Origin of the sequence: Nonomuraea sp. NPDC023979, from assembly GCF_040639085.1 — a bacterium.
Classification (GTDB): domain Bacteria; phylum Actinomycetota; class Actinomycetes; order Streptosporangiales; family Streptosporangiaceae; genus Nonomuraea; species Nonomuraea ceibae.
This window is the reverse complement of the sequence record NZ_JBEZZG010000005.1, coordinates 97,982-120,720: the sequence shown is the minus strand read 5'-3', so window position 1 is coordinate 120,720 and position 22,739 is coordinate 97,982. Positions and strand designations below refer to the sequence as shown.

At 71.7% G+C, this 22,739-nt stretch carries 25 protein-coding genes and 1 riboswitch; of the genes, 12 read left to right on the top strand and 13 right to left on the bottom strand.

Annotated elements, in window-relative coordinates:
- Positions 1–849 carry a fused MFS/spermidine synthase gene (locus AB0G11_RS12150; RefSeq protein ID WP_308126101.1) on the top strand — a complete coding sequence of 283 codons (849 nt, stop codon included), beginning with the start codon at positions 1–3 and terminating at the stop codon, positions 847–849.
- Here the strand turns inward: AB0G11_RS12150 and AB0G11_RS12145 are convergent.
- Both AB0G11_RS12145 and AB0G11_RS12140 read right to left on the bottom strand, forming a co-directional pair.
- A complete protein-coding gene (locus AB0G11_RS12145; protein ID WP_246646449.1) occupies positions 846–1,514 on the bottom strand; it encodes a response regulator transcription factor in 669 nt (222 codons plus the stop codon). The two genes, AB0G11_RS12150 and AB0G11_RS12145, sit on opposite strands and share 4 nt — an antisense overlap.
- Positions 1,507–3,219 carry a histidine kinase gene (locus tag AB0G11_RS12140; protein WP_357585581.1) on the bottom strand — a complete coding sequence of 571 codons (1,713 nt, stop codon included), beginning with the start codon at positions 3,217–3,219 and terminating at the stop codon, positions 1,507–1,509. Before AB0G11_RS12140 ends, AB0G11_RS12145 begins: the two co-directional genes overlap by 8 nt.
- Positions 3,220–3,376: 157 nt before the next feature.
- On the opposite strand from AB0G11_RS12140, the gene AB0G11_RS12135 reads away from it, so the two are divergent.
- From AB0G11_RS12135 to AB0G11_RS12125, 3 genes are all read left to right on the top strand, one after another.
- Positions 3,377–4,732: a serine hydrolase gene (locus AB0G11_RS12135; RefSeq protein WP_357585579.1), complete on the top strand. Its 1,356-nt coding sequence runs from the start codon at positions 3,377–3,379 to the stop codon at positions 4,730–4,732.
- Positions 4,733–4,787: 55 nt separating this feature from the next.
- Positions 4,788–5,753: a pirin family protein gene (locus AB0G11_RS12130; protein WP_219513668.1), complete on the top strand. Its 966-nt coding sequence runs from the start codon at positions 4,788–4,790 to the stop codon at positions 5,751–5,753.
- 66 nt (positions 5,754–5,819) lie between these two features.
- A complete protein-coding gene (locus AB0G11_RS12125) occupies positions 5,820–6,275 on the top strand; it encodes a hypothetical protein (RefSeq protein WP_357585577.1) in 456 nt (151 codons plus the stop codon).
- On the opposite strand, the gene AB0G11_RS12120 is transcribed toward AB0G11_RS12125, so the two are convergent.
- The 5 genes from AB0G11_RS12120 to ngcE all read right to left on the bottom strand — a co-directional run bounded on the left by AB0G11_RS12120 (position 6,268) and on the right by ngcE (position 10,387).
- The gene (locus AB0G11_RS12120; protein WP_219513678.1) at positions 6,268–6,801 is read right to left on the bottom strand and encodes a superoxide dismutase family protein; all 534 of its coding nucleotides are present in this window, start codon (positions 6,799–6,801) and stop codon (positions 6,268–6,270) included. The two genes, AB0G11_RS12125 and AB0G11_RS12120, sit on opposite strands and share 8 nt — an antisense overlap.
- Before the next feature lie 73 nt (positions 6,802–6,874).
- The gene (locus AB0G11_RS12115) at positions 6,875–7,150 is read right to left on the bottom strand and encodes a 4a-hydroxytetrahydrobiopterin dehydratase (protein WP_219513680.1); all 276 of its coding nucleotides are present in this window, start codon (positions 7,148–7,150) and stop codon (positions 6,875–6,877) included.
- Positions 7,151–7,159: 9 nt separating this feature from the next.
- Positions 7,160–8,020: a carbohydrate ABC transporter permease gene (locus AB0G11_RS12110; protein ID WP_219513688.1), complete on the bottom strand. Its 861-nt coding sequence runs from the start codon at positions 8,018–8,020 to the stop codon at positions 7,160–7,162.
- Positions 8,020–8,934: a sugar ABC transporter permease gene (locus AB0G11_RS12105; RefSeq protein ID WP_357585575.1), complete on the bottom strand. Its 915-nt coding sequence runs from the start codon at positions 8,932–8,934 to the stop codon at positions 8,020–8,022. The genes AB0G11_RS12110 and AB0G11_RS12105 overlap by 1 nt, the downstream gene beginning before the upstream one ends.
- A 4-nt stretch (positions 8,935–8,938) precedes the next feature.
- On the bottom strand, positions 8,939–10,387 hold the full coding sequence (gene ngcE, locus AB0G11_RS12100) for an N-acetylglucosamine/diacetylchitobiose ABC transporter substrate-binding protein (protein ID WP_219513692.1): 1,449 nt from the start codon (positions 10,385–10,387) through the stop codon (positions 8,939–8,941).
- Positions 10,388–10,546: 159 nt separating this feature from the next.
- Here ngcE and AB0G11_RS12095 point away from each other — a divergent pair, with 159 nt between their 5' ends.
- Positions 10,547–11,779 carry an alkyl sulfatase dimerization domain-containing protein gene (locus tag AB0G11_RS12095; protein ID WP_357585573.1) on the top strand — a complete coding sequence of 411 codons (1,233 nt, stop codon included), beginning with the start codon at positions 10,547–10,549 and terminating at the stop codon, positions 11,777–11,779.
- Here the strand turns inward: AB0G11_RS12095 and AB0G11_RS12090 are convergent.
- Both AB0G11_RS12090 and AB0G11_RS12085 read right to left on the bottom strand, forming a co-directional pair.
- On the bottom strand, positions 11,756–12,985 hold the full coding sequence (locus tag AB0G11_RS12090; protein WP_357585571.1) for an aminotransferase class III-fold pyridoxal phosphate-dependent enzyme: 1,230 nt from the start codon (positions 12,983–12,985) through the stop codon (positions 11,756–11,758). The two genes, AB0G11_RS12095 and AB0G11_RS12090, sit on opposite strands and share 24 nt — an antisense overlap.
- A gap of 10 nt (positions 12,986–12,995) precedes the next feature.
- Positions 12,996–13,913 (bottom strand): sugar kinase, encoded by a 918-nt coding sequence (locus tag AB0G11_RS12085; RefSeq protein WP_357585569.1) that lies wholly within the window; start codon positions 13,911–13,913, stop codon positions 12,996–12,998.
- 65 nt (positions 13,914–13,978) lie between these two features.
- Between AB0G11_RS12085 and AB0G11_RS12080 the strand changes: the two genes are divergently transcribed.
- Both AB0G11_RS12080 and AB0G11_RS12075 read left to right on the top strand, forming a co-directional pair.
- On the top strand, positions 13,979–14,563 hold the full coding sequence (locus AB0G11_RS12080) for a TetR/AcrR family transcriptional regulator (RefSeq protein WP_219513712.1): 585 nt from the start codon (positions 13,979–13,981) through the stop codon (positions 14,561–14,563).
- A 33-nt stretch (positions 14,564–14,596) separates the two neighbouring features.
- Positions 14,597–15,229 carry a class II aldolase/adducin family protein gene (locus tag AB0G11_RS12075; protein ID WP_357585567.1) on the top strand — a complete coding sequence of 211 codons (633 nt, stop codon included), beginning with the start codon at positions 14,597–14,599 and terminating at the stop codon, positions 15,227–15,229.
- Here AB0G11_RS12075 and AB0G11_RS12070 read toward each other — a convergent pair.
- Positions 15,201–16,787, bottom strand: a complete 1,587-nt coding sequence (locus AB0G11_RS12070; protein WP_357585565.1) for a DUF885 domain-containing protein — start codon at positions 16,785–16,787, stop codon at positions 15,201–15,203. The genes AB0G11_RS12075 and AB0G11_RS12070 overlap by 29 nt on opposite strands.
- A 22-nt stretch (positions 16,788–16,809) precedes the next feature.
- Here AB0G11_RS12070 and AB0G11_RS12065 point away from each other — a divergent pair, with 22 nt between their 5' ends.
- The 4 genes from AB0G11_RS12065 (at position 16,810) to AB0G11_RS12050 (ending at position 19,711) form a co-directional block, all read left to right on the top strand.
- Positions 16,810–18,024: a DUF4032 domain-containing protein gene (locus AB0G11_RS12065; protein ID WP_357585563.1), complete on the top strand. Its 1,215-nt coding sequence runs from the start codon at positions 16,810–16,812 to the stop codon at positions 18,022–18,024.
- 111 nt (positions 18,025–18,135) lie between these two features.
- Complete coding sequence (locus tag AB0G11_RS12060; protein WP_219513725.1) at positions 18,136–18,513, top strand: roadblock/LC7 domain-containing protein; 378 nt, start codon at positions 18,136–18,138, stop codon at positions 18,511–18,513.
- A 4-nt stretch (positions 18,514–18,517) separates the two neighbouring features.
- Positions 18,518–19,297 (top strand): hypothetical protein, encoded by a 780-nt coding sequence (locus AB0G11_RS12055; protein ID WP_357585561.1) that lies wholly within the window; start codon positions 18,518–18,520, stop codon positions 19,295–19,297.
- Positions 19,298–19,339: 42 nt separating this feature from the next.
- Positions 19,340–19,711 carry a hypothetical protein gene (locus tag AB0G11_RS12050; RefSeq protein WP_357585559.1) on the top strand — a complete coding sequence of 124 codons (372 nt, stop codon included), beginning with the start codon at positions 19,340–19,342 and terminating at the stop codon, positions 19,709–19,711.
- 44 nt (positions 19,712–19,755) lie between these two features.
- Here AB0G11_RS12050 and AB0G11_RS12045 read toward each other — a convergent pair whose 3' ends face one another.
- The 3 genes from AB0G11_RS12045 to AB0G11_RS12035 form a co-directional block, all read right to left on the bottom strand.
- Entirely contained in the window at positions 19,756–20,604 is an 849-nt protein-coding gene (locus AB0G11_RS12045) for an alpha/beta hydrolase (protein WP_357585557.1), read from the bottom strand.
- Positions 20,605–20,734: 130 nt separating this feature from the next.
- Entirely contained in the window at positions 20,735–21,529 is a 795-nt protein-coding gene (locus AB0G11_RS12040) for a hypothetical protein (RefSeq protein WP_246646451.1), read from the bottom strand.
- 168 nt (positions 21,530–21,697) lie between these two features.
- Positions 21,698–21,829: riboswitch (cyclic di-AMP (ydaO/yuaA leader) on the bottom strand.
- 166 nt (positions 21,830–21,995) lie between these two features.
- Positions 21,996–22,196: a DUF5302 domain-containing protein gene (locus tag AB0G11_RS12035; protein ID WP_219513739.1), complete on the bottom strand. Its 201-nt coding sequence runs from the start codon at positions 22,194–22,196 to the stop codon at positions 21,996–21,998.
- A 95-nt stretch (positions 22,197–22,291) separates the two neighbouring features.
- Between AB0G11_RS12035 and AB0G11_RS12030 the strand changes: the two genes are divergently transcribed.
- Positions 22,292–22,735: a CBS domain-containing protein gene (locus AB0G11_RS12030; RefSeq protein ID WP_357585555.1), complete on the top strand. Its 444-nt coding sequence runs from the start codon at positions 22,292–22,294 to the stop codon at positions 22,733–22,735.
- Positions 22,736–22,739: the final 4 nt, after the last annotated feature.

Here is a 22,739-nt window from a genome sequence, read left to right as displayed (position 1 = left end):
GTGGCACGTGGACAGCAGCGGGAACCGGCCCCCGGCCAGTATTCGGTGACGTTCGGCGAGGTCGAACTGCTCCGGGATCTGGACAGGCAGGACGGCTGGATGCTGTCCAAGGATGGCGTACCGCAGTCGTATGTCGACCTACAAGACCCCACATTCCTGGAATTCGAGTACGTACGCCTCATGGCGGACGTCATCGATTTGCTTCCTGAAGGGGAGCTGAGCTGCGTCCACGTGGGCGGCGGGGCGTGCACGATCCCCCGTTACGTCACGGCGACCCGGCCGGGGTCGCGGCACATCGTCATCGAGCCCGACGGGCTGCTCGTCGACCTGGTGCGCGAGCAGCTCGCGCTGCGCTCGGTGCCCCGGCTGAAGGTCATCGTGGCCGGTGGGCGCGAGGGCACCGCGAAGGTGTGGGACGCCACGGCCGACCTGCTGGTCCTGGACGCCTTCAGCGGCGCGACGATGCCCGTGGAGCTGGCCACCGAGGAATACCTGGGCGACATCGCCCGGGTGCTGCGCCCTTCGGGCACGCTGCTGGTCAACCTGGCCGACGGCAAGGGCCTGGCGTTCGCCAGGCGGCTGCTGGCCACGGTGACGGGGGCGTTCCGGCACGTGGCGCTGCTGGCCGAGCCGGGGGTGATGCGGGGACGCCGGTTCGGCAACCTCATCGTCGCCGCCTCACGGACGGAGCTGCCGGTCGAGCTGCTCACCCGCCGCGCGGCGGGCGGCCTCACGCAGGCGCGGTGCGTGCACGGCGAGGCGCTGGTCAACTTCATCGCCGGGGCCGCGCCCATCAGGGACGGCGACGCGGTGCTCGCACCGGTGCCGCCTCCCGCGGTGTTCGGCTAGGGGCGCAGGTAGGCCAGGACGGCGGCGACCCTGCGGTGGACGTCGCCGCTGTTCTCCAGGCCGAGCTTGGTGAAGATGGCGTTGACGTTCTTCTCCACCGACGACACCGACAGGTGCAGCGCCCTGGCGATGGCGCCGTTGGACCTGCCGTGGGCCATCTCGCGCAGCACGTCGCGCTCGCGCGGGGTGAGCGACTCCGGCTCGCCGCGCACGTCGTGCCTGGCCATCAGGCCCTCGACCACCTTCGGGTCGATGACGGAGCCGCCGGAGGCGACCGCCCTGATCGCGCCCAGCAGCTCGTCGAGGTCGCCGACGCGGTCCTTCAGCAGGTAGGCCAGCCCCTCGGTGCCGTGCTTGAACAGCTCCAGGGCGAACAGCGCGTCGGAGTACTGCGACAGCACGACGATGCCGACGCCCGGGTGGGCGGCGCGCACGCGGTGGGCGGCGTCGATGCCCTCGAAGCCCTGCCGCCACCGCCCTCCGGGCATCCGGATGTCGGTGACCACCACGTCGGGCCGGAGCCTGCGGACGGCGTCGAGGAGCTGGTCGGCGTCGCCGACGGCGGCGGCGACGGTGACCTCGGCGGAGGTCTCCAGCAGCCGCCGGGTGCCCTCGCGCACCAGGTAGTGGTCGTCGGCCAGGACGGCCCTGATCGGCTCACCCATCGACCGGCACCCAGGCGTGCACCCGTGTCCCCTTTCCCCGCTCGCTGTCGACCCGCAGCCCGCCGCCCAGCGCGGTGAGCCGGTCGGTCAGCGTGCCGAGCACGCCGGGCCGGGCCTCGAAGCCGGCGCCGTCGTCGCCCACGGTCACGCCGAGCCGTCCGTCGTCCCTGGACAGCCGCACTTCTATCCTGGCCGCCGCGGCGTGCTTGAGCGCGTTGGCCACGGCCTCGCTCACGGTGAAGTACATCGCGCCCTCGACCTCGTCGGGGAAGCGCTCGGCCCGCAGGTCGCGCCCGGCGTGGACGTGGACGGGCACGGGCAGCCGGGCGCAGCGCTCCTCGACGGCCTCGACGAGGCCGCCCTGGCTCAGCGCCGACGGGTGGATGCCGGCGGCCAGCTCGCGCAGGTCGGCGAGGGTCTGGCGGGCCTGTTCGCGCAGGCCGGCGAGGGTCGCGGCGCCGCCTCCGGTGGCGCGGGCCAGCTCGATCCCGGCGATGAGGGCGACGAGCTGCTGCTGGACGCCGTCGTGGATGTTGCGCTCGATGCGCCGCCGCTCGGCCTCCTGGGCGTTGACCAGGCGGGTGGCCAGCCCGGCGCTCTGGATGGCGAGCCCGGCGGGCACGGCGAGCGCTTCCAGGAAGCGCCGGTCCTCGCGGGTCAGGCGGCCGGAGACGCGGGGGCCGCATTCGAGCCGCCCCTGGCCGCCCCGTACGGGCAGGGTGAGGGCCGCGGGGCCGTCCTCGGCCCCGGACACCACCCGCCTGCCGTCGGCCAGCGTGACGGCCGCCCAGCGCGTCTCCAGGCCGGTCCGTACGGCCTCGGCGAGCCGGCCGAGCTGCTCCACGGGTTCCCGGCTGTCCTCCAGGTCGGGGGCGAGGCTGGACAGCACCTCCCCCACGGTCGGCCGTACGTCGAACACCAGGAGCAGACGCGAGCCGCGCAGGCCGATGCGGATGTCGAGCAGGTGGTGGCGGGCGACCGCGACGACGATCGCGCCGGGCAGCGCGCCGAGCACGGCCAGCATGCCGACCAGGCCGACCGCCGGGGCCTGGCCGCCGCTCAGGAACAGGTAGCCGAGCACGATCCCGATCTGGTTGGCGGCGGCTCCGGCGGCCATCCAGCCGTACTGGGCCCGCTCGGGCGGGCGGCTGCGCCACCAGCGGAGCACGAGCCCGGCGAACACCACGTGACCGAGGACCCAGACCGTGAACTGCCCGGCCGCGGAGGCGAAGACGCCGGCCCACTGGACGGGGCCGTGCACGTCGATGGGCCGGCCGGGCAGGAACGACACCGTCAGGTTGCCGGCGGCGTGCAGGGCGATCGCGACCCCGGCGAGCCAGGCGACGGGCCGCCAGCGCCGCGACGGCAGCCGGCCCTCCGGGAACAGCAGCGGCACGTACACCCAGCTCAGCCCGTAGAAGACGGCCATCGCGGCGAGGGCCGCCCGGGCGAGCCCCGGCGCGACGTCCGCCAGGGCGACCCCGGACAGGCCGACGCCGAAGCAGACGGCGGCGGCCAGCAGCAGCCTGCCGTAGGGCACGTCGGGCCGCCGGAGGGCGAGCAGCAGGCCGAGCGCCGGGAGGATCAGGCCGACGGCGACGAACGCCGCCTGCGAGGCGAGGGGCCCGCCCGTCGCGACGGTGGCCGCCACCAGCGTCACGGCCGCGGTCGCGGCCGCCAGGACCGCCGCCAGGTTGGTACGCATATCCGACCATCGTCACAAGCCTTCCGGACGGCGTCCATCCGGTTGACCGCACACTTCGTACGGCCGTCCGCACCGCCGGGACGGTGGCCCGCACGGTGGGCCGGGCGGGCCGGTCCGCGTTTTGCTGGAGATCCGTCGAGCGGAAGGGATCTTCCTCATGAACCACCCGGCACGAAGCCTGGCTGCCGTCGCCTGCGCCGTCGCCCTGGCCGTCCCCGCCCTGACCGTCCCCGCCCAAGCCGTGCCCGTCTCTTACGCCGGCATCGCCCGGGTCGCGGGCGCCGAGATCCCGGACACGCCGCTGGGCGACGCGCTGCGCTGGGTGCTGGACGCCGCCACGCGGACGCCGATCGGGCAGGCCGAGCTGAAGGCGCGCTTCGCCCCCGAGTTCCTCGCCGCGGTCCCCGCCGAGCGGATCAACGAGGCGCTGGCCGCCTACAAGGGCATCCAGGTGCGCTCGGTGCACGTCCAGCACGCGGGCGCGCTCGTGGCCGCCGTGGACCTGGGCGGCAGGCGCTACCTGCTGACGCTCGGCGTGAACGGCGCCGGGCTGATCAGCGGGCTGCTGCTGGCCGAGCCGCCCGAGCCGCGGCCCACGCCGGCGAGCTGGGGCGAGCTGGAGCGGCGGCTGCGCGCGGTCGCGCCGCGCACCGGGTTCGTCGCGGCCGAGGTCACCGGCCGGTCCTGCCGTCCGGTGCGGGGCGTCGCGACGGGCGTGCGCCGGCCGCTGGGGTCGATGGTCAAGCTGTTCGTGCTCGGCACGGTGGCCGCGCAGATCAAGAAGGGCGCCTACCGCTGGGACACGAAGCTGACGATCACGCCGGAGCTGAAGAGCCTGCCGACCGGCCGGTTGCAGGACCTGCCCGACGGCAGCAAGGTGACGGTCCTGGAGGCCGCCAAGCTGATGATCTCGATCAGCGACAACACGGCCACGGACCTGCTCGTGCACCGGGCGGGCCGGCGGGCGGTCGAGCGGACGATGCGCGCCTGGACGAAGGGGCACGAGCGGCGCAACGAGCCGCTGCTGACCACCAGGGAGCTGTTCGCGCTCAAGGGCGCCCGCTATCCGGAGCTGGCCGAGCGCTATCTGGCCGAGGACACCCGGGGCAGGCGCGCGTTCCTGGCGGACGTGGTGGCGAAGGTGCCGCTGCGGGAGATCGCCGGGTGGCCGCGGCCGCGCGAGCTGGACACGATCGAGTGGTTCGCCTCGCCGATGGACGTCTGTCGCGCCCACGCGGGGCTGGCGAAGCTGGACGACGGCCGGATCGGCGAGATCATGTCGGCGAACGACGCCGGGCTCGGGCTGCCGGCGGACCGGTGGCGGGCGGCCTGGTACAAGGGCGGCTCGGAGCCGGGGCTGCTCGACATGAGCTTCAGCGCCACCACCAGGGACGGCAGGACGTACGTCGTGACGCTCATGGCGGTGAACCCGGGCGCGCCGTTCGACGACGACCGGACGGGCCAGGAGCTCCTGGCGCTGGCGCGGGGCGCGTTCAGGCTCATGGTGGAATAGTTGAAAACTAAACTGGGTTGACCGGAGCACGATCCCCGGCCGTAAGGAGCCCGAGATGCCCGCCGTGACCGTCGACAACCTCCTCACCCTCCCCCGCCTGCCCGAACCGGTGGCCGGGACGCCGCAGCGCAAGGTGCTGGCCGTCGAGACGGCGCCCAGCGGCTTCGAGGGCGAGGGCTTCCCGGTGCGCCGGGCGCTGGCCGCGATCAAGCCCGCCTACCTGGACCCGTTCGTGATGATGGACCAGATGGGCGAGGTCGACTACGCGGCCGGTGAGCCCAAGGGCACCCCCTGGCATCCGCACCGGGGCTTCGAGACGGTCACGTACATGATCGACGGGGTGATGGACCACCTCGACTCCAACGGAGGCGGCGGCTCGATCACCAACGGCGACACCCAGTGGATGACCGCCGGGGCCGGCATCCTGCACAAGGAGGCGCCGCCGGAGTGGCTGGTGCAGCAGGGCGGGCTGTTCCACGGCATCCAGCTGTGGGTCAACCTGCCCGGCGCCAAGAAGATGACCGCGCCGAAATATCAGGACATCGGGCGCTCGTCCGTGGTGCTGCTCAGCAGCCACGACGGCAGCGCGCTGGTGCGCCTGATCGCCGGCGACCTGGCCGGTCACTCCGGCCCCGGCAGCACGCAGACGCCGATCACGCTGCTGCACGCCACGATCAGCCCCGGCGGCCGGCTCACGCTGCCGTGGCGCAAGGACTTCAACGCGCTGGCCTACGCCCTGTCGGGGCGCGGCACGGCGGGCGCCGACCGGCGGCCCCTGCACGGCGGCCAGCTCGCGGTGTTCAACGGCTTCGGCAACCGGCCCGGCCTCACCACCGACGGCGAGAGCATCACGCTGACCGCCAAGGACACGCTGGAGGTGATCGTGCTGGGCGGCGCGCCGATCGGCGAGCCGGTCGCCCACTACGGCCCGTTCGTCATGAACACCCGCGCCGAGCTCGTCCAGGCCTTCGAGGACTTCCAGGCGGGCCGGCTCGGCACCATCCCCGCCGGCCACTCCTGACCGGGGCCGCGACGAGGTCAGCGGTATGCAGGTGAATTCCAAGCGCCCGGCGGCAGGGTGGGCGGCGTGTCACGTACGGAACTCACCACGGAACCCACCACCACCCCGGCGGTCGCCGGGCGGCTGCTGGGGCTGCTGATCCCGGGAGCCCTGCTGATCTGGCTGGCGACCACCGTCGTCCTGGTCTCTCTGCCGGAGCTGAAGGTGGCGCTCGGCCACGCCGGGACGCCCGGCACCGCGACGGTCGTGTCGTGCCAGGCCCTGGGCCAGGGGCGCTACGACTGCCGGGCGTCCTTCGTGTTCGACGACCGGTCGAAGGCACCGATCGTCGTCGCCACCGTGCCGGACGCCGAGGCGGGCGAGGTCTTCCCCGCCGCGCTGACGCCGGCCGGTGACCGGGTGCTGCCGACCGGGGCGCGCGGCGTGTGGCGTCAGGCGCTGGTGCTGGGCGCGCTCCCGCTGGGCGTGGCGCTCATCGCCGTGGTCACGGTCGTGATCAGGCGCCGTCACGCGCTCACTTGAGCGTCACGCAGGCCAGCCGGTCGCCCGCCGCGCCCGCGTCGGGGCCCGAGGACGTGGTGTGACGGGCGTGGATCACCAGGGAGCCGGGCAGCCTGCCGGAGTCGAGCGACCAGGCGTTGCGCGCCGTGGCGCGGCCTGCCCCCGAGCTGTCGGTGGTGAAGTCGAGCCACACCTCGTTGCGCACGCTGGCCTGGCCGGGCTCGTGCTGGTAGTGGGGGCCGGCGTCCTCGCCGGTCTTGCCGCAGGGCTTGGTGTGCAGGTGGGCGCCGTAGGGGCGGGTCGGCAGCAGCCCCTCGACGACGAGGGAGGTGAGCGTCTGCCCGCCGGTGGACTCGGCGGTGACGCTGGCCTGCGCGCCGGCCGGGACGAGCTTGCGGTCGTAGGCGATGGCGGCGGTGTCGCCGTCGGTGAGCTCGCCGCCGCCGGTCAGGCGCACGTCGCCGGGGTCGGGGGCGTGCGCGAGCTGCGGCGGGGAGCCCGCGCAACCGGCCGCGAGCAGGACGAGCAGGAGTGCGGGCACGCGCATGGAGATCCCCCGGTCCGGGAGCCCGTACGGTCCGGGCTCGGCGAGGGCACCACTCTAACCAGTAGCCACTCGGCTACGCACCGTGTTTCGCGGCGATGTCGTCAATCAGGGCGGCCAGCGTGAAGTCGAGCTCGGTGAGGCCGCCCTGATCATGCGTGGTCAGCGCGAGGTGCAGGTCGCGCCAGCGGATGTCGATGTCGGGATGGTGGTTGAGCTCCTCGGCCCGGACCGCGATCTCGTCGACGATCCGGATGGCCGTGGGGAAGTCGGGCGCGCTGACCGTGCGCCTGATCTCGTCACCCTCGCGCCGCCACCGGGGCAGCTCGCGCAGCTTCTGCTCGACGTCCATGAGGCCACGTTACTTCAGCGCCCCCGCGCCGAGCCCCGACTGGATCTGGCGCTGGAAGATGACGTACACGACGAGCACCGGCAGGATCGTCATGCTGAGCGCGGCGAACAGGCTCGGCCAGTCGGCGTCGGCGCCCGCCAGCGTGGAGATGCTGGCGATGCCCTGGGTGATGACCCAGTCCTCCTCGTCGCGGGCGACGAGCACGAGCGGCAGCAGATACTGGTTCCACTGGCCGAGCACGTTGAAGATGGTGATGCTGATCAGGCCGGGCTTGGCCATCGGCACCATGATCTGGAAGAACGTCCGCGTATGGGAGGCCCCGTCGATCCTGGCCGCCTCGGCCACCGACTCCGGCAGCCCGCGGAAGAAGGCGGCCAGGAAGAAGACCGTGAACGGCAGCGAGTAGGCGATGTAGACCAGCACCAGGCCCGTGTGCGTGTAGAGCAGACCGACCTGCTGCACCACGAAGAACAGCGGCCCGAGCGCCAGGAACACCGGGAACGCCATGCCCGCCACGAAGAAGTAGTAGATCAGCCGGTTGCCGGGGAACCGGTAGCGCGCCAGCACGTAGGCGGCCATCGACCCGAACACCATCGTGCCCAGCGTGCTGAAGAAGACCACGATCACCGTGTTGAGCAGGTAGCGCCCGACGTGGGCCTTGTCCCAGGCCCGCCCCCACGCCTCCCACCGCAGCGCCTGCGGGAGTTGCAGCGCGTCGCCGAAGATCTCGGCGTTGTTCTTGAACGAGGCCAGGAACGTCCACAGCAGCGGCAGGATGATCAGCAGCGCCCAGATGACCAGCGCGACGTGGGACAGTCCGCTGAGCAGGCTCGGCCGGGGCCTCGACAGGCGGCGACGACGCGTGGCCATCAGAACTCGATCCTTTCGCGCCGGGTGGTGCGCAGCGTCAGCACCGCGAACGTGACCGTGAGGAAGAACAGCGCCACGCCCATCGCGGAGGCGTATCCGTACTCGCTGTAGTTGAAGGCGGTCTTCCAGATCTGCACGGGCAGCACGTGCGTGGTGCCGTCGGGCTCGCCCTTGTCACCGGTGAGCACCTGGATCAGGGCGAAGCCGTCGAACGCGGCGATGCCCAGGTAGACCCAGCCGACCTGGACGGTGTCGCGCAGCAGGGGCAGCGTGATGGAGAAGAACAGCCGGAACCGGCCGGCCCCGTCGAGGGCGGCCGCCTCGAAGTAGTCCTTCGGGATGGCCGCCATGCCCGCCGAGAACAGCACCACGTAGAAGCCGACGGCCTGCCAGACCATCACCGCGATGACCGCCCACAGGGCGATGCTCGGCTCGACGAGCCAGCCCACCGGGTCGAAGCCCAGCTTGATCAGCACCCCGTTGACGACGCCGTACTCGTCGGGCCGGTAGATGGCCCTGAAGAGCACGCCGACCACGGCCACGGCCAGCACCTGGGGGAAGAAGAACACGACGCGGTAGAACTTCGACCCCCAGATGCCGCGCATCCCCGCGCCGTGCGACCCTCCGCCCAGGTTGATGAGGAAGGAGAAGAACAGCGCGATGACGGTGGTCGCGAGCGGCAGCACCAGCAGCAGGATCCCGTGGTTGCGCAACGCCTGCCAGAACGCGTCGTCGTCAAAGAGCTTGGCGAAGTTCTCCAGTCCCACGTAGGCCGGGCTCGCCGCGTACCCGTCCCAGTCGGTCAGCGAGATCTGGAATGCCTGGATGTACGGGCTGATCACGAAGACCGAGTAGAGGACGACGGGGACGATCAGGAACCCGGCAATGAATCCGTACTTGCGCAGCCGCTCCATCGAACTATTCGCTCCGCGTCTGCTTGGAGACCTTCGAATCCTTCTTGATCTCGTCGGCCTTCTTCTGCACGTTGACGCAGAACTCCTCGGGGGTGCTGCGCCCGGCCATGACCACGTTCATCTGCTCGGTGGCGTAGTCGAAGAGCTCCTTGTACCAGCCTTCGAACCGGGCGTCGGTGATGATGTTCTGACCGGCGGCGTCCTGGGCCTTGGCGGCGCTCCGGAGCGCGGCGGGCAGGTCGACGCCCTCGGCGGCGCCGTTGACGACGGTGAGGTTCTGGGTCTTCTGGGTGAAGCCCTTGGCGCCTTCCTTCGACAGCATGATGCGCAGGTACTCGAGGCCGCCCTGGGGGTTCTTGCCCTTGGCGCCGACGACGAAGTTCTCGCCCACGCCGACCTGGATGGCGCCGTACGGCATGACGTCGCTGGGGGTCACGTCGGGGATGGGGGCGATGGCGTACTCGAAGTCGTCCGGGATGTCCTTGACCATCTCGTTCTCGATCCACGAGCCGGTCGGGTAGAACAGCACCTTGTTCTGGAGCTGCTTGACCTGCGTCTGCGTGTGGTCGAGGCCGAAGTACGCCTTGTCGCCGTACTTCGCCTGGATGTCGACCCAGGCGGCGACGGCCTTCTTGACCGGGTCGGCGAGCCAGGCGTTGTCGACGAGGTTGTCGATGTCGATGATGACCTGGTTGCCGCCGATCTTGGCGGCCGTGTAGAGCATGTTCCACGTCTGGTAGTACGGGCCGACCTGTCCGGGGTAGGCGAACAGGACGATGCCCTCCTTCTTCGCCTGCTCGCCCAGGGCGGTGAACTCGGCCCAGGTCTTCGGCACGGTCCAGCCCTTCTGCTCGAAGAGCCGGGCGTTGTACCACAGGGCCCGGTGGGACACGGTGTAGTTGAGCACCAGGTCCTTGCCGTCGATCTTGGCGTTGGTGATCACGGCCGGGGTGACCGTGTCGCGGACCTTCTTGCTCGGGTCGTCGTAGGAGGGCGCGTCGAACAGCACCGTGAGGTCGGCCAGGTGGCCCTGGCCGGCGAGCGCCACGAGGTCCATCGACTCGGGGCCGGAGTTGTTGATCACGTCCGGCGCGTCGCCGCTGACGAAGCGCGGGCGGAGCTGGATGCCGATCTGCTGGGTGGCGTTGTGCTTGATCGTGGCACCGGGGAACGCCTTCTTGTACAGCGGCTCGTGGATCTCCTTGGCGTAGGCGTCGGTGTAGCCGCCGCTGAAGATCGTTACCTCGAGCGGCTTGTTCGGGTCGACGCCGAAGGGGTTCTTCGGGTCGGCCGAGGCCGCCAGCGTCGTGGCGGGGGCCGCAGAAGACGGGGTACCGCCCCCGCCGGCCGTCGCGCAAGCGCTCAGCAGTCCCGCGCCGGGACCTGCGACGAACGCGGTGAGGCCGATCCGGCGCAGAAGCTGGCGCCGCGTGATCTCTCCCGGGTGGGTCATGGGGGGCTCCTGAAGAGAAGGGACCGAATTAGGAAAGTTTCCTAAACGTGCGCCCGAACGTACGAACGCACCTGGATACGCGTCAAGAGGGTGCAATCGAGACGTGACCTTGCCGTGATCCCTTGCCTAGAACCGGATTCTAGAAGCAGAGTGGTCCGCATGATCGAGGAGTACGCGGACAGGGTCTGGCGCGGCGACGCCGACGACAGCATCGTGGACATGGGACAGGGTGGCCGGGGTGTCGTCAATATAGGCGATGGCCTGGGGTGGTGGTCCGGCTTCGGCAACGTGACCGCCTTCGAGACCGAGGGCTCGCTGGCGCTGTTCGACACCGGCAGCCCGTTCTCGGCGGGCAGGCTGCACGAGGACGTCCGGGCGTGGAGCCGGGCGCCGCTGTCCGCGGTGTTCTACTCCCACGGGCACATCGACCACGTCTTCGGAACCGGGCCTTTCGAGGAGTCGGGCCCCAGGGCGACGGTGTACGCCCACGAGGCGGTGCTGGACCGATTCCAACGATATTTGCTCACTAATGGTTACAATGCGGTCATCAATCAGCGGCAGTTCCAGGCAACCAACCTGCGCTGGCCCACCGCCTACCGCCATCCCGACGTCACCTACCGTGACGCCCTCACCGTGCGGCTCGGCGGGCTCACCTTCGAGCTGTTCCACGCCAAGGGCGAGACCGACGACGCCACCGTCGCCTACGTGCCCGAACACCGGCTGTTGCTGCCCGGCGACCTGTTCGTCTGGGTGACGCCCAACTGCGGCAACCCGCAGAAGGCGCAGCGCTACCCGCGCGAGTGGGCGCACGCGCTGCGCCGGATGGCCGCCCTGGACGCCGAGATCATGCTGCCCGGCCACGGCGCGCCGGTCTTCGGCCGCGGCCGCGTCCGGCAGGCGCTGCTGGAGACCGCCGAGTGGCTGGAGTCGCTGGTCGCCCAGACGCTCGACCTGCTCAACGCGGGCGTCCGGCTCGACGACATCGTCCAGGCCGTACGGCCGCCCGCCCACCTGGCCGACCGGCCGTACCTGCGGGCCCGCTACGACGAGCCCGAGTTCGTGGTGCGCAACCTGTGGCGGCTCTACGGCGGCTGGTACGACGGCAACCCGGCCCGGCTCAAGCCCGCCCCGGACGCCGTCCTGGCCCAGGCGGTGGCGGAGCTGTCCGGCGGCCCCCAGGTGCTCGCGGACGCGGCTCTGAAGGCCCTCTCGGACGGCGACGACCGCCTGGCGGGCCATCTGGCCGAGATGGCCGCTCAGGCCGCTCCGGACGACACGGGCGTGCACCGGGTGCGCGCCGAGGTCTTCGCCGCCAGGGCCGCGCGGGAGGCGTCGCTGATGGCCAGGGGCGTGTTCGAGTGGGCCGCCTCAGAGTCGCGCGGTCGCCTCTAGGTGCGCGCGGGTCTCGGCGAAGGCCAGGTCGGTGCCCTCCAGGGCGCGGGCCACGTCCTCGTCGGTGTGGGCGGCCGACATGAACCAGTTGTGCCACGGGTGCACGTAGACCCCGTGGCGCAGGCAGGCGTCGCTCCAGTACAGGGCCGTGGACAGGTCGGCGTCGCCGTCGAAGCTCAGCCACGGGATCGTCACCGGCCCGGTCTGCCTCACGGTGAACCCGTGCGCCGTGGCCTGCGCGTACAGGCCCTCGCGCAGCAGGGTCCCGGTCCGTTCCATGTGGGCGATGCCGGAGGTGTCGCGCAGCGTCTCGATCGTGGCCTTGGCCGCCGCCATCGCCACCGCCGAGAACCAGAACGACCCCGTCGAGTACAGCGACTGCGCCGCGCCGCGCAGCGCGTCGGTCCCGGTCACGGCGGCGATCGGGTAGCCGTTGGCCATCGCCTTCGACCAGGCCGTCAGGTCGGGCCTGACCCCGTACGGCTCCCACGACCCGCGCAGGTCGATCCGGAACCCGGCCCGCACGTCGTCGATCACCAGCGCGGCCCCGAGCCGGTCGGCCAGCGCCCGCGCGCCGCGCGCGAACGCGGGCTCCACCAGCTCCTGGTCCTCGAACGAGTCGTGCTTGAACGGCGTCACGATGATCGCCGCCACGTCGCCCTCGACGGTGGCCGCGGCGGCCTCCAGCGACTCCAGCGAGTTGTAGGCGAACTCGACGAGGTCGGCCCGCTCGTTCGGGGTCGTGCCCGCGGTGGAGGGCGTGCACCACGGGTCGGCGCCGTGGTAGGCGCCGTGCGCCATGAGCACCTTGGCGCGCCCGGTGGCGGCCCTGGCGACCATGAGCGCCTGGGTGGTGGCGTCGGTGCCGTTCTTGGAGAACATCGCCCAGTCGGCGCTCGGCACGGTGTCGACCAGCAGCTCCGCCAGCTCCACCATGATCGGCCCCGGCCCGTTGAGGCAGTCGCCGCGGGCGAGCTGCCTCGCCGCGGCCTCCTCCACGCGCGGGTGCCGGTGGCCCAGCACGACGGGGCCCCAGCTGCACATGAAGTCGATGTACTCGCGCCCGTCCGCGTCCCACTGCCGGCAACCCTCGCCGCGCTCGAAGAACTGCGGGTAGCCCGGGGCGAAGATGGCCGCGTTGAGGTGCCCGTACATGCCTCCGGGGACGACCTTCAGCGCCCGCTGCCGGAGTTCGGCGTCAGTCATGGAGCTTCCTTCAGGTGAGGAGGGCCAGGGTCGAGTCGAGGTCCTTGAGGCCGGCGTCGGAGCCGAGCCCGGTGGCGACGCGGCCCGCCGCCGCGGTGCCCCAGCGGGCCGCCGTGCGCACGTCCCGCCCGTGCAGCAGGCCGGTGATGAAGCCCGCGCAGTACGCGTCGCCGCAGCCCGTGGTGTCGGCCACGGGCGTGTCGAGCGCCGGGACGAGCTCGTCGGCCTCGGCGGTGACGACGAGGCTGCCGCCCGCCCCCAGCGTCACCAGGACGCCGCGCGGCCCGTCGGCCAGCAGCGCGGCGGCGGCGGCCCGCACGTCGCGCTCGCCGGTCATGAGCAGCGCCTGGGCGTCGTTGGGCAGCACGTAGTCGACGTGCGGCAGGAAGGCCCGCGCCGGGCCGAGCAGGTCGGCCATCTCCGACAGCGGGTCCATCGTGACGATCGTGCCGCTGGCGCGCACCTCGTCGAGCAGCGCGAAGAACTCCGGGTCGCCCAGGCCGAACGTCACGTCCACGCCGCCGAGATGGATCGCGCGGGCGGCGCGCAGCGCCTCGGTGTCGAGGTCGGCGGGCGTGAGACCGAGGTTGGCGCCGGGCACGTGGAAGCTTGGCCGGCCGCCGTCGGGCCTGATCGGCAGGATGGAGGCGGCCGTCTGCTCGCCGGGCCGGCGCGCCAGCCGGGTGACGTCCACGCCGCGCCTGGTCATGGTCGCGATCAGGAAGTCGCCGAGCTCGTCGTCGCCGACGGCGCCCATCGAGACGACCTCGTGGCCCAGCTTGACCAGGTCGACGGCGGTCCCGGCGGCGGCGCCCGCGGCGGTCAGCCTGATCTGGTCGACCAGGACGGTGTCCTGCCCGTCGGGGATGCGCTCGACGGGCCTGGCGAGGATGTCGACGATGTGCACGCCGACCGTGACGACGGTCATGGACTAAATAGACAGACGTCCGAATAAAAAGTCAATATGCTGGGGACGGGACGAAGGAGGGGCCCATGCCGAAGATCGTCGACCATGAGCAGCGCCGCCGCGAGGTGCTGTCGGCGGCCCGCCGGGTGATCGTCAGGGACGGCATCGACGCCGCCACCACCCGCGCGATCGCCAAGGAGGCCGGCTATTCCAACGGCGTCCTGGCGCACTACTTCACCGACAAGGACGAGATCCTGCTCTCGGCGCTGCGCCAGTCGCACCAGCGCATCCGCGAGCGCCTGGCGCGCAAGGTCGAGGGCGTGTCCGGGCTGGCCGCGCTGCGCGAGCTGCTGCTCGACAACCTGCCGCTGGACGCCGAGCGCACCCAGGAGACGCGCCTGGAGGTGAGCTTCTGGAGCCGCAGCCTGGCCTCCGAGCTCCTGGCCGACGTGCAGCGGGCCGAGGCCGCCGAGCTGCGCACCGCCGTGCGCGCCCTGCTCGCCCAGGCCAGGCTCGCGGGCGAGCTGACCACGGAGGCCAACCTCGACGACGTGACCGAGCAGCTGCTCGCCCTGGTCGACGGGCTCAGCCTTCACCTGCTGCTCTACCCCGAGCGGCTGCGCCGGGTGGACCTGGAGCGGCTGCTCCTGCAGTTCGTCGACCAGCTCTAGCCGTAAGTCGGACGACCGACTAGGTTGCCGGGCATGAACCTGCGCGAGGAGCTGTGCGCCTACGGCCGCAGGGCCGTCGAGCTCGGCCTGGTCATCGGCACGTCGGGCAACCTGAGCGTGCGCGACGGCGACCGGGTCGCGGTGACGCCGTCCGGGGCGGCGCTCGACCGGCTCACCCCCGACATGTGCCCGGTCGTCGACGTCGAGGGATTCCTGCTGGAGGGCGAGCTGCAGCCGTCCTCCGAGACGCCCATGCACCTGGCGATCTACGAGACGACCGACGCGCGGGCCGTCGTCCACACCCACTCGATGTTCGGCACCGTGGTGGCCACGACGATGACCGAGCTGCCGCCGGTGCACTACAACGCCCTGACGCTCGGCGGCACGGTCAAGGTCGCCCCGTACGCCACCTACGGCACGCCCGAGCTGGCCGCCGGCGTGCGCGACGCGCTGGCGGGCAAGCGGGCCGCACTGATGGCCAACCACGGCGGCGTGACCATCGGCGCGACCCTGGAGGAGGCGTTCGAGGCGGCCCGCCTGCTGGAGTGGCTGTGCGAGGTCTACGTGCGCGGCCTCGGCGTGGGCAGGCCCGCCGTCCTCACCGAGGACCAGCTCGCCGCCGTGGTCGAGCGCGCGCTCAACCCGCCGCGGTTCCCGCGCCGTTAGCCGCGATCTCCGCCAGCCCCAGCGGCAGCCCGCCGGAGCCCGCGATCCGGTCGTGGAAGGACTTCAGCGACCCCTGGTACGACTCCCGGATGCGGTCGATCTCGATTGCCCCGGTCAGGTAGGACGGCGCCTGCGTGGGCCAGGCGCAGTAGCGGTTGACCTCGCCCTGGGCGGTGCCGGGCGACAGCGACGCCTTGGTGGCCATGAACGTCTCGGCCTGCTCGATCGTCATGTCGTCGCAGTGCAGCGCGGTGTCGACGACGATGCGGGCGGCGCGGAAGATCCGGCAGTCGAGGTGGGCCAGCTCGGTCGCGGGCGTGTCGAAGTAGCCCTGCTCGTGCAGCAGCTTCTCGACGTAGAGCGCCCACCCCTCGCTGAAGTACGGCGTCCTGAACACCTTGCGCACCGCGCGCGGGTTGGCCGCCATGTGCGACAGGTGCCAGTGGTGCCCCGGGTACGCCTCGTGCACGGCGATCGAGGGCATCTGGGCCCGGCTGTTGGTCCGCAGGCGCTGCCGTACCTGCTCGGGGGTGAACCCGTCGGGCGTGTACGGGACGAAGAAGACGCCGGTGCGTGAGCTGGTGAGGGGCGGCGGGGCCAGGTAGTGGGCCACCGACAGGACGGGCCGGCTGTAGACGGCCGACGGCAGGACCAGGCACTCCTCGCCCTCGGGGAAGGTGACGAGGTCGCGGTCGCGGACGAAGTCGCGGGCGCGCAGCGTCTCGGCCTCGTACTCGGCGCGCATCTCCTCCAGGGTCGCCGGGTGGTCGTCCATCAGCGTCTCCATGGCGGCCCGCCAGTCCTGGGAGCCGTTGACGCGCACCGACACCTCGCGCATCCGCTCGTCGAGGGAGTCCCAGGCGGCCTTGCCCTTCTCGTGCAGCTCGGCGGCGCCGTAGCCGAGCAGTTCGCGCTCGCGCAGCAGCGTGCTGTAGAGGTGCTCGCCCATGCGCCAGGTGCCGCCGCAGGAGAAGCCGTCGAGGAAGGCGACGAGGTCGTCGAAGGCGTCGGCGGCCGGGGCGGCGGCGTCGGCCAGCTTGGCGCGCAGGTCGGGGTCGGCGACCATGCCGGGGACGGTCTCGGTGAGGAACGCGCGGCCGGTGCGCGCCTGCTTGAGCCCGCGCTCGACGAGCAGGGGCGCGGCCAGGACGGGGTCGAGGTTGGCGCGGCAGGCGGCGAGCACGCCGGGCACCTCGGCCAGCCGGGAGATCGCCGCGGCCACCAGCTCGGGCTCGGGCTTGAGCCGCTGCTGGAAGGGCGTGAAGAAGGAGGAGAAGACCGGCGCCAGGTAGGCGGCGGGGTCGCGGCGCCACTCGGCCCAGTTGGCCAGGGCGATGGACCCTCTCAGGTGGGACAGGACCAGGTCGCGGTCGATCGCGTCGTCCAGGGTGGCCGCCTCGCGGGTGCGCAGGCGCTGCAGCCAGAGCACCTGCTCGCGTTCGCGGGCGGTGAAAGCCTCGGCGGTGAAGTCGCCGAGCGTGTGGTCGTAGCCGTCGGCCCCGAGGGTGCTGGCGACGACCGGACGTCCGGAAAAGTACCAATTGAGAAAGTCGTCCACCAACGCACAATATCCTGAACAAATGCCCCTTCAGATCACCGGCGCGCTAGGCGATCCCGACCTGATCAGGCTCCCCTGGGAGCTTCCCCTCGAACAGTGGCCCCAGCACCATCTCGTCGACCTCCCGCGCGGCATCTCGCGGCACGTGGTGCGCTTCGCCCGGCTCTCCGGCAAGGTGTACGCGATCAAGGAGATCAGCGAGCGCTACGCCAAGCGCGAGTACCAGCTCCTGTGGGACCTGGCCCGGCTCGACGCCCCCGCCGTCGAGCCCGTCGCGTACGTCACCGGCCGCGACGAGGGGCTGGACGCGGCGCTGATCACCCGGCACCTGCAGTTCTCGCTCCCCTACCGGGCCGTCATGTCCGGCACGCTGCGGCCCGACACGCTCACCCGGCTGCTGGACGCGCTCGCGGTGCTGCTGGTGCGGCTGCACCTGAACGGGTTCTTCTGGGGCGACTGCTCGCTGTCCAACACGCTGTTCCGCCGGGACGCGGGCGCGTTCGCCGCCTACCTGGTCGACGCGGAGACCGGCGAGATGCACCCGATGATCAGCGAGGGCCAGCGGCTCGGCGACATCGACGCGGCGCACACGAACATCTTCGGCGAGATGCTCGACCTGGAGGCCGGCGGGCTGCTGCACCCGTCGATCGAGCCGATGGAGACCGCCGAGGACGTGGTCAACCGCTATCACCGGCTGTGGGCGGAGATCACCCAGGACGAGATCATCGAGGAGGTCGACTGGCACCGCGTCGAGCAGCGCATCCGGCGGCTCAACCTGCTCGGCTTCGACGTGGCCGAGATGATGGTCCGGCGCAAGGTCGGCACCGGGCGGCTCATCGTCCGTCCCAAGGTCGTCGACGCCGGTCACCACCAGCGGCGGCTGCTCCGGCTGACCGGCCTGGACGCCGAGGAGAACCAGGCGCGGCGGCTGCTCAACGACCTCGACGGGTTCCGCGTGGCCAAGGGGCTGCGGCACGAGGACGAGGCCATCGTGGCGCACCGGTGGCTGGCCGAGGTGTTCCAGCCCACGCTCGCGGCCATCCCCGCCGAGCTGCGCGGCAAGCTGGAGACCGCCCAGCTCTTCCACGAGATCCTGGACCACCGCTGGTACCTGTCGGAGGCCGAGGGGGGCGACGTCGGGCTGGCGGCGGCGGTCAAGTCGTACGTGGACAACGTGCTGGTGTTCAAGCCTGACGAGAAGGCTTTACTGCCGGACGAGACTCCGAATATGAATTAAATTCCACAATGGCACGATAAATCCGTCGCGGTTGGGTTTTTCTTACTCCGGGCCATATAGATCCTTATCTTGTGGAAATTGCTGTCAGTCCGCTCTCCCTAAGCTGATCGCGTGCTGGGACTGGACGGCTGCCTGACCGAGGTCATGGCGATACCGGGAGCGCTGGACGCGATGCTCGTGGACCACACGAGCGGTATGGCGGTGGCCGCCAGCGCCTTCCCGCCCGGCGCGGACGCGGAGAAGTCCGCCGCCGCGCTGACGGAGACGCTGCGCGCCACCGTCGACGGGCTGGCGCGCGCCTGCCCGGGCGACACCGTGCGCGTCGAGGACGTGCTCATCACCACGGACAAGGGCCACCACCTGCTGCGTCCGCTGGACACGCTCTTCGACGGGCCGCTGGTGATCTACGTCCGGCTGGACCTGGAACGCGCGAACATCGCCCTGGCGCGGCACCGGCTGCGCGCCATCTCCGCCGAGCTGCTGGCGTGACGGCATGCCGCCCCTGGACACGCACCTGGCCGGGCTGGCCCGCGAACGCTCCACGGGCGCGCTGCGGGTCGGCCGGGCCGGCACGATCTACCTCGACGCCGGGCGGATCACGTACATGGAATGCGCCCGCACGCCGGGCGCCGAGCGGCTGCTCGCCTCCCGGGGGCGCGTGTCGGAGGCCGCGCTGCGGCGCACGCAGGCCGACGGCGGGTGCGAGCGGCTGCTGCGGGAGGGACCGGTCACGCTCGGCGAGCTGCAGTACTGCGTGCTCGGCGCGGTGCTGGACGCGGCGTTCTTCCTGCTGCCCGCGGCGGGGCCGCGGCCGAAGTTCCGGCCGGGCGAGCGGCACTGGCTGGGCGGGCGCTGGTACTTCGACGTGGCGGGGCTGGTGCGCGAGTGCGCGCGCCGCCGCGCCCACCTGGCGAGCGTCTGGCCCGACGCCGCCGTCGACACCGCACCGGTACGGGTCTCACCCCGGCTGCGCGGGCAGGGCGTGACGCTCACCGACGTGCAGTGGGAGGTCGTGGTCGCCGCCGATCAGGAGGCCACGCCGCTCGACCTGGCCAGGCGGCTGGGCCGGACGGGCTACGCGGTCATGCTCGCGGTGCGGCGGCTGGCCGCGGCCGGGCTGCTGCTCCCCGACGAGCGGGCCGCCCTGCCCAGACGCGCCAAGCGGCTGCCGAAACCGGGCCCGCAGGACGCCGCAGAGCCCGCGGAGCCCAGGCAGCAGGTGGACGTGGCCCTGCTGCTGCGGCTGAGGAAGGCGCTGGAAGAACTGGCGTGAGGATCGCTCACGCCGGGACGATCACAACGAACGGAGGACGACATGGCCGGCATGGACATCTCGCTCAAGGAGATGATGACGATCGACGGCTCGATCGGCGCGGCGATCGTCGACCACGGCAGCGGCATGGCGCTGGGCACGCTCGGCGGCTCCAAGGACCTGGACCTCCAGGTGGCGGCGGCCGGCAACACCGAGGTCGTCAAGGCCAAGCTGCGCACGATGGACTCGCTCGGGCTCAAGGACGCGATCGAGGACATCCTCATCTCGCTCAGCGGCCAGTATCACATCATCCGGCCGCTGACCGGGCGCGGCGGCAAGGGCCTGTTCCTCTACCTGGCCCTCGACCGGAGCCGGGCCAATCTGGCCCTGGCCAGGCACCAGCTCCGGGCCATCGAGGAGAAGCTGGAGGTCTGAGACCCGGTGGCTCGTGCCCGGGGCGCGGCGGGCACGAGCCACCGTCACACGCGGGAGGTGAGCCGCGTCACGGCGGCGACGATCTCGGGCCAGAGCGGGCGGGGAAGGTCGTGCCCCATGCCGGGGAACGTCAGCAGCTCGGCCCCCTCGATGGCCGCCGCCGTGGCGCGCCCGCCCTCGACCGGGACGAGCTGGTCGTCCTCGCCGTGCACGACCAGCGTCGGCACCTTGACGGCCGCCAGGCCCTCGGTGCGGTCGCCGGAGGCCATGATCGCGGCGAGCTGGCGGGCCGTGCCCGGCGGGTCGAAGCAGCGGTCGAAGGCCAGGCCGGCCAGCCGCAGGACGCGCTCGCGGTCCATCTCGTAGCCCGGCGAGCCGATCACCGACCAGGTCTTGAGCGCCTGCGCCAGGACCGCCTCCCGGTCGGCCGGCGGCGCGCCGAACAGCACCGCGCCCGCGGCCTCGGTCGGCGGGGCGACCGCGGGGCCGGTGGTCGACATGATCGAGGTGAGGGTGAGCACCCGTTCCGGATGGCGGACGGCCAGCGTCTGGGCGATCATGCCGCCCATCGACGCGCCCATGACGTGCGCCGCGGGCCAGCCGAGCGCGTCCATGAGCCCGGCGGCGTCGTCGGCCATGTCGTCCAGCAGGTACGGGGCGGCGCCCCGGAAGTCGGGCACGCCCGCCTCGTGGAAGTGCGTGGACAGACCGGCGTCGCGGTTGTCGAACCGGACGACGTGATGCCCCTGGTCGGCCAGGGCCGTGCAGAGGTCGTCGTCCCAGTGGATGAGCTGGGCGCCCAGCCCCATGATGAGCAGGAGCGGGCGCCCGTCAGGTGAGCCGAAGCTCTCGTAGGCGAGGTCGATGCCGTTCGCCGAGGCGTGGGTGGTCACGGATACTAGAATTACCTTCTAATTCGTCCCGCGTAAAGCACGCCCGGCCTCCCATGCGGAAGGCTCAGGCGCCCGGCCGGGGGACGGCTCGGGCGCCTGAGCTCCTTGCTGGGTCAGCTGCCCGTCAGGGTCAGCGGCCCATCAGCTTGCGGAGACGGTCGCGGCCGAGGATCACGCCGCCACCGGCCAGGGCGAGACCGCCGGCCAGCACGGCGCCGCCGACGCCACCGGTCTCCTCGCCGGCCGCCGCGGCGGCGGGCTTGGAGCCGCCGCCCGCGGGGCGCTCGCTCGCGGTGTACGCGGCCGGGGCGACGCCGCCGCTGCCGGGAGCCTCGACGCGGGGCTTGTTCTCCTCGGTCTTCTTCTCCGCCAGGATGGTCGGCGGCTGCGCCGGGTTGCGGTCCACGCGCGACCAGGCGCCGGTCGAGAAGGCCACGGGGTGGTTCTTCTTGCCCACGCCGTCGCCCCACTTGGTGATGACGTACTGGACCTCGATGTGGCCCTTGCCGCCGTTGCCGTCGACCATCAGCGTGCTGGAGTTGAACTTGCCGCCGGTCAGCTCGGCGAACGTCTTGGCGTCCAGGTCGAGCATGATGCCGTTGTTGGACGGGTTGCCGGGACCGCGGTCACCCACGAAGAAGGGCATCTTCTTGCCCTTGTAGACGACGTAGCCCTCGGTCATCAGCGGCCAGCTCGGGCTGGCGGCCAGGCCCTTCTGCATGGGCTTGCCACTGGCGGGCAGACCCGTGTCACCGGCGCGGCCGGAGGAGTCGTCCCAGAAGTAGGACGCGGTGGTCGCGCCCTTCAGCAGCACCTTCTGGCTCTCGTCGACGTCGGCGTGGGCGGCGCCGGCCCCGAAGGCGAGGGCGCCGGCGGCGGTGGCGGTGAGCAGGGCGAAGGAACGCATGCCGATACGAGCAGACATGAAAAAGTAAAGTCCTCTGTTAGGCAATGGGGAAAAGCGCTCACTCAGAAGGGCGTAGCCGGGCAGAACGCCAAACGGTCGCTACGCGGAGCGCGAGAAGTTCGGGGAAGTGGTGCCGCTCAGTGGGCGCGGGCTGGGGGTACGACGCAGCGGTACATCACAGGTAGGGTGTCCTCTCCATCTCGCCTACCGGGTTAGCTGACGGGTTCGGGCGTGGAGATGCCCTACCGGCCGCGAGGGCCGGATTCACCCCAGAAGTTGGGTCCCCGGTTCCCGTGAGGGATTCGGCGCCAGGTGGCCGCCTCTTCCTGGTGAAGGGCTAGGTCACCACCTGGTAACGCCACCCAATGTATATGCCAAACCGGACAAACGCAAAGGTAACACCATGAATCAGGCGAAGATCTACCTAGGAGGGTCAAGAAAAGGGGGGCACGGCATTGCCGTACCCCCCTGAAACGCCAGGATCTCAGCCGCCGCTCTTGCGCCTGAAAGATCGCTTGCTGGCAGCCGGCCCGTGTGCCCCGTGAATCTTCGCGGCGTCGGCGCCCCTGCCACCCGCGCTCGTGCCCGCGGCCTGGTTGCGCTTGCGCTCCAGCGCCTCGCGGAACTTGCGCTTCATCTCGTCCTCGGGAGTCTCGCTGACTTCCGGCTCCGGTGTTTCCGCCATGGAGGACCTCCTGGTGTTGAGGGACGTACACAGCTTCGCACGATCGCCCACACGGCGCGAAACCGGGACGGCCGCCCAGCGGTTAGGGTGAGCCTGTGCGCGCACGCGATCTCGTCAGCGACTTCCCGACCGTGACGCTCGACACCCGCGCGGCCGACGCCGCCCGGCTGCTGGCCGAGCACGGGCTGCCGGGGCTCATCGTGCTCAACGACGACGGCCGTCCGCGCACGATCCTGCCCGGCACCCAGGTGCTGCGCCTGGCCGTCCCCCGCTACTGCCTCGACGACCCCGCCCTGGCCAGGGTCGTCGACGAGGAGCACGCCGACGCGTTCATGCGCGGCCTCGGCGAGCGCACGGTCCGCGAGACCCTGCCCGAGCAGCCGCGCGAGCTGCCCATCGCCGACGGCGACGCCACCCTGCTGGAGCTGGCCGCGCTCATGGCCCGCACGCACAGCCCGCTCGTCGCCGTCGTCGACGACGGCGCCCTGCTGGGCGGCGTCACGCTCCAGGCGCTGATGGGCCAGTCGCTGCCGCACTAGCTCC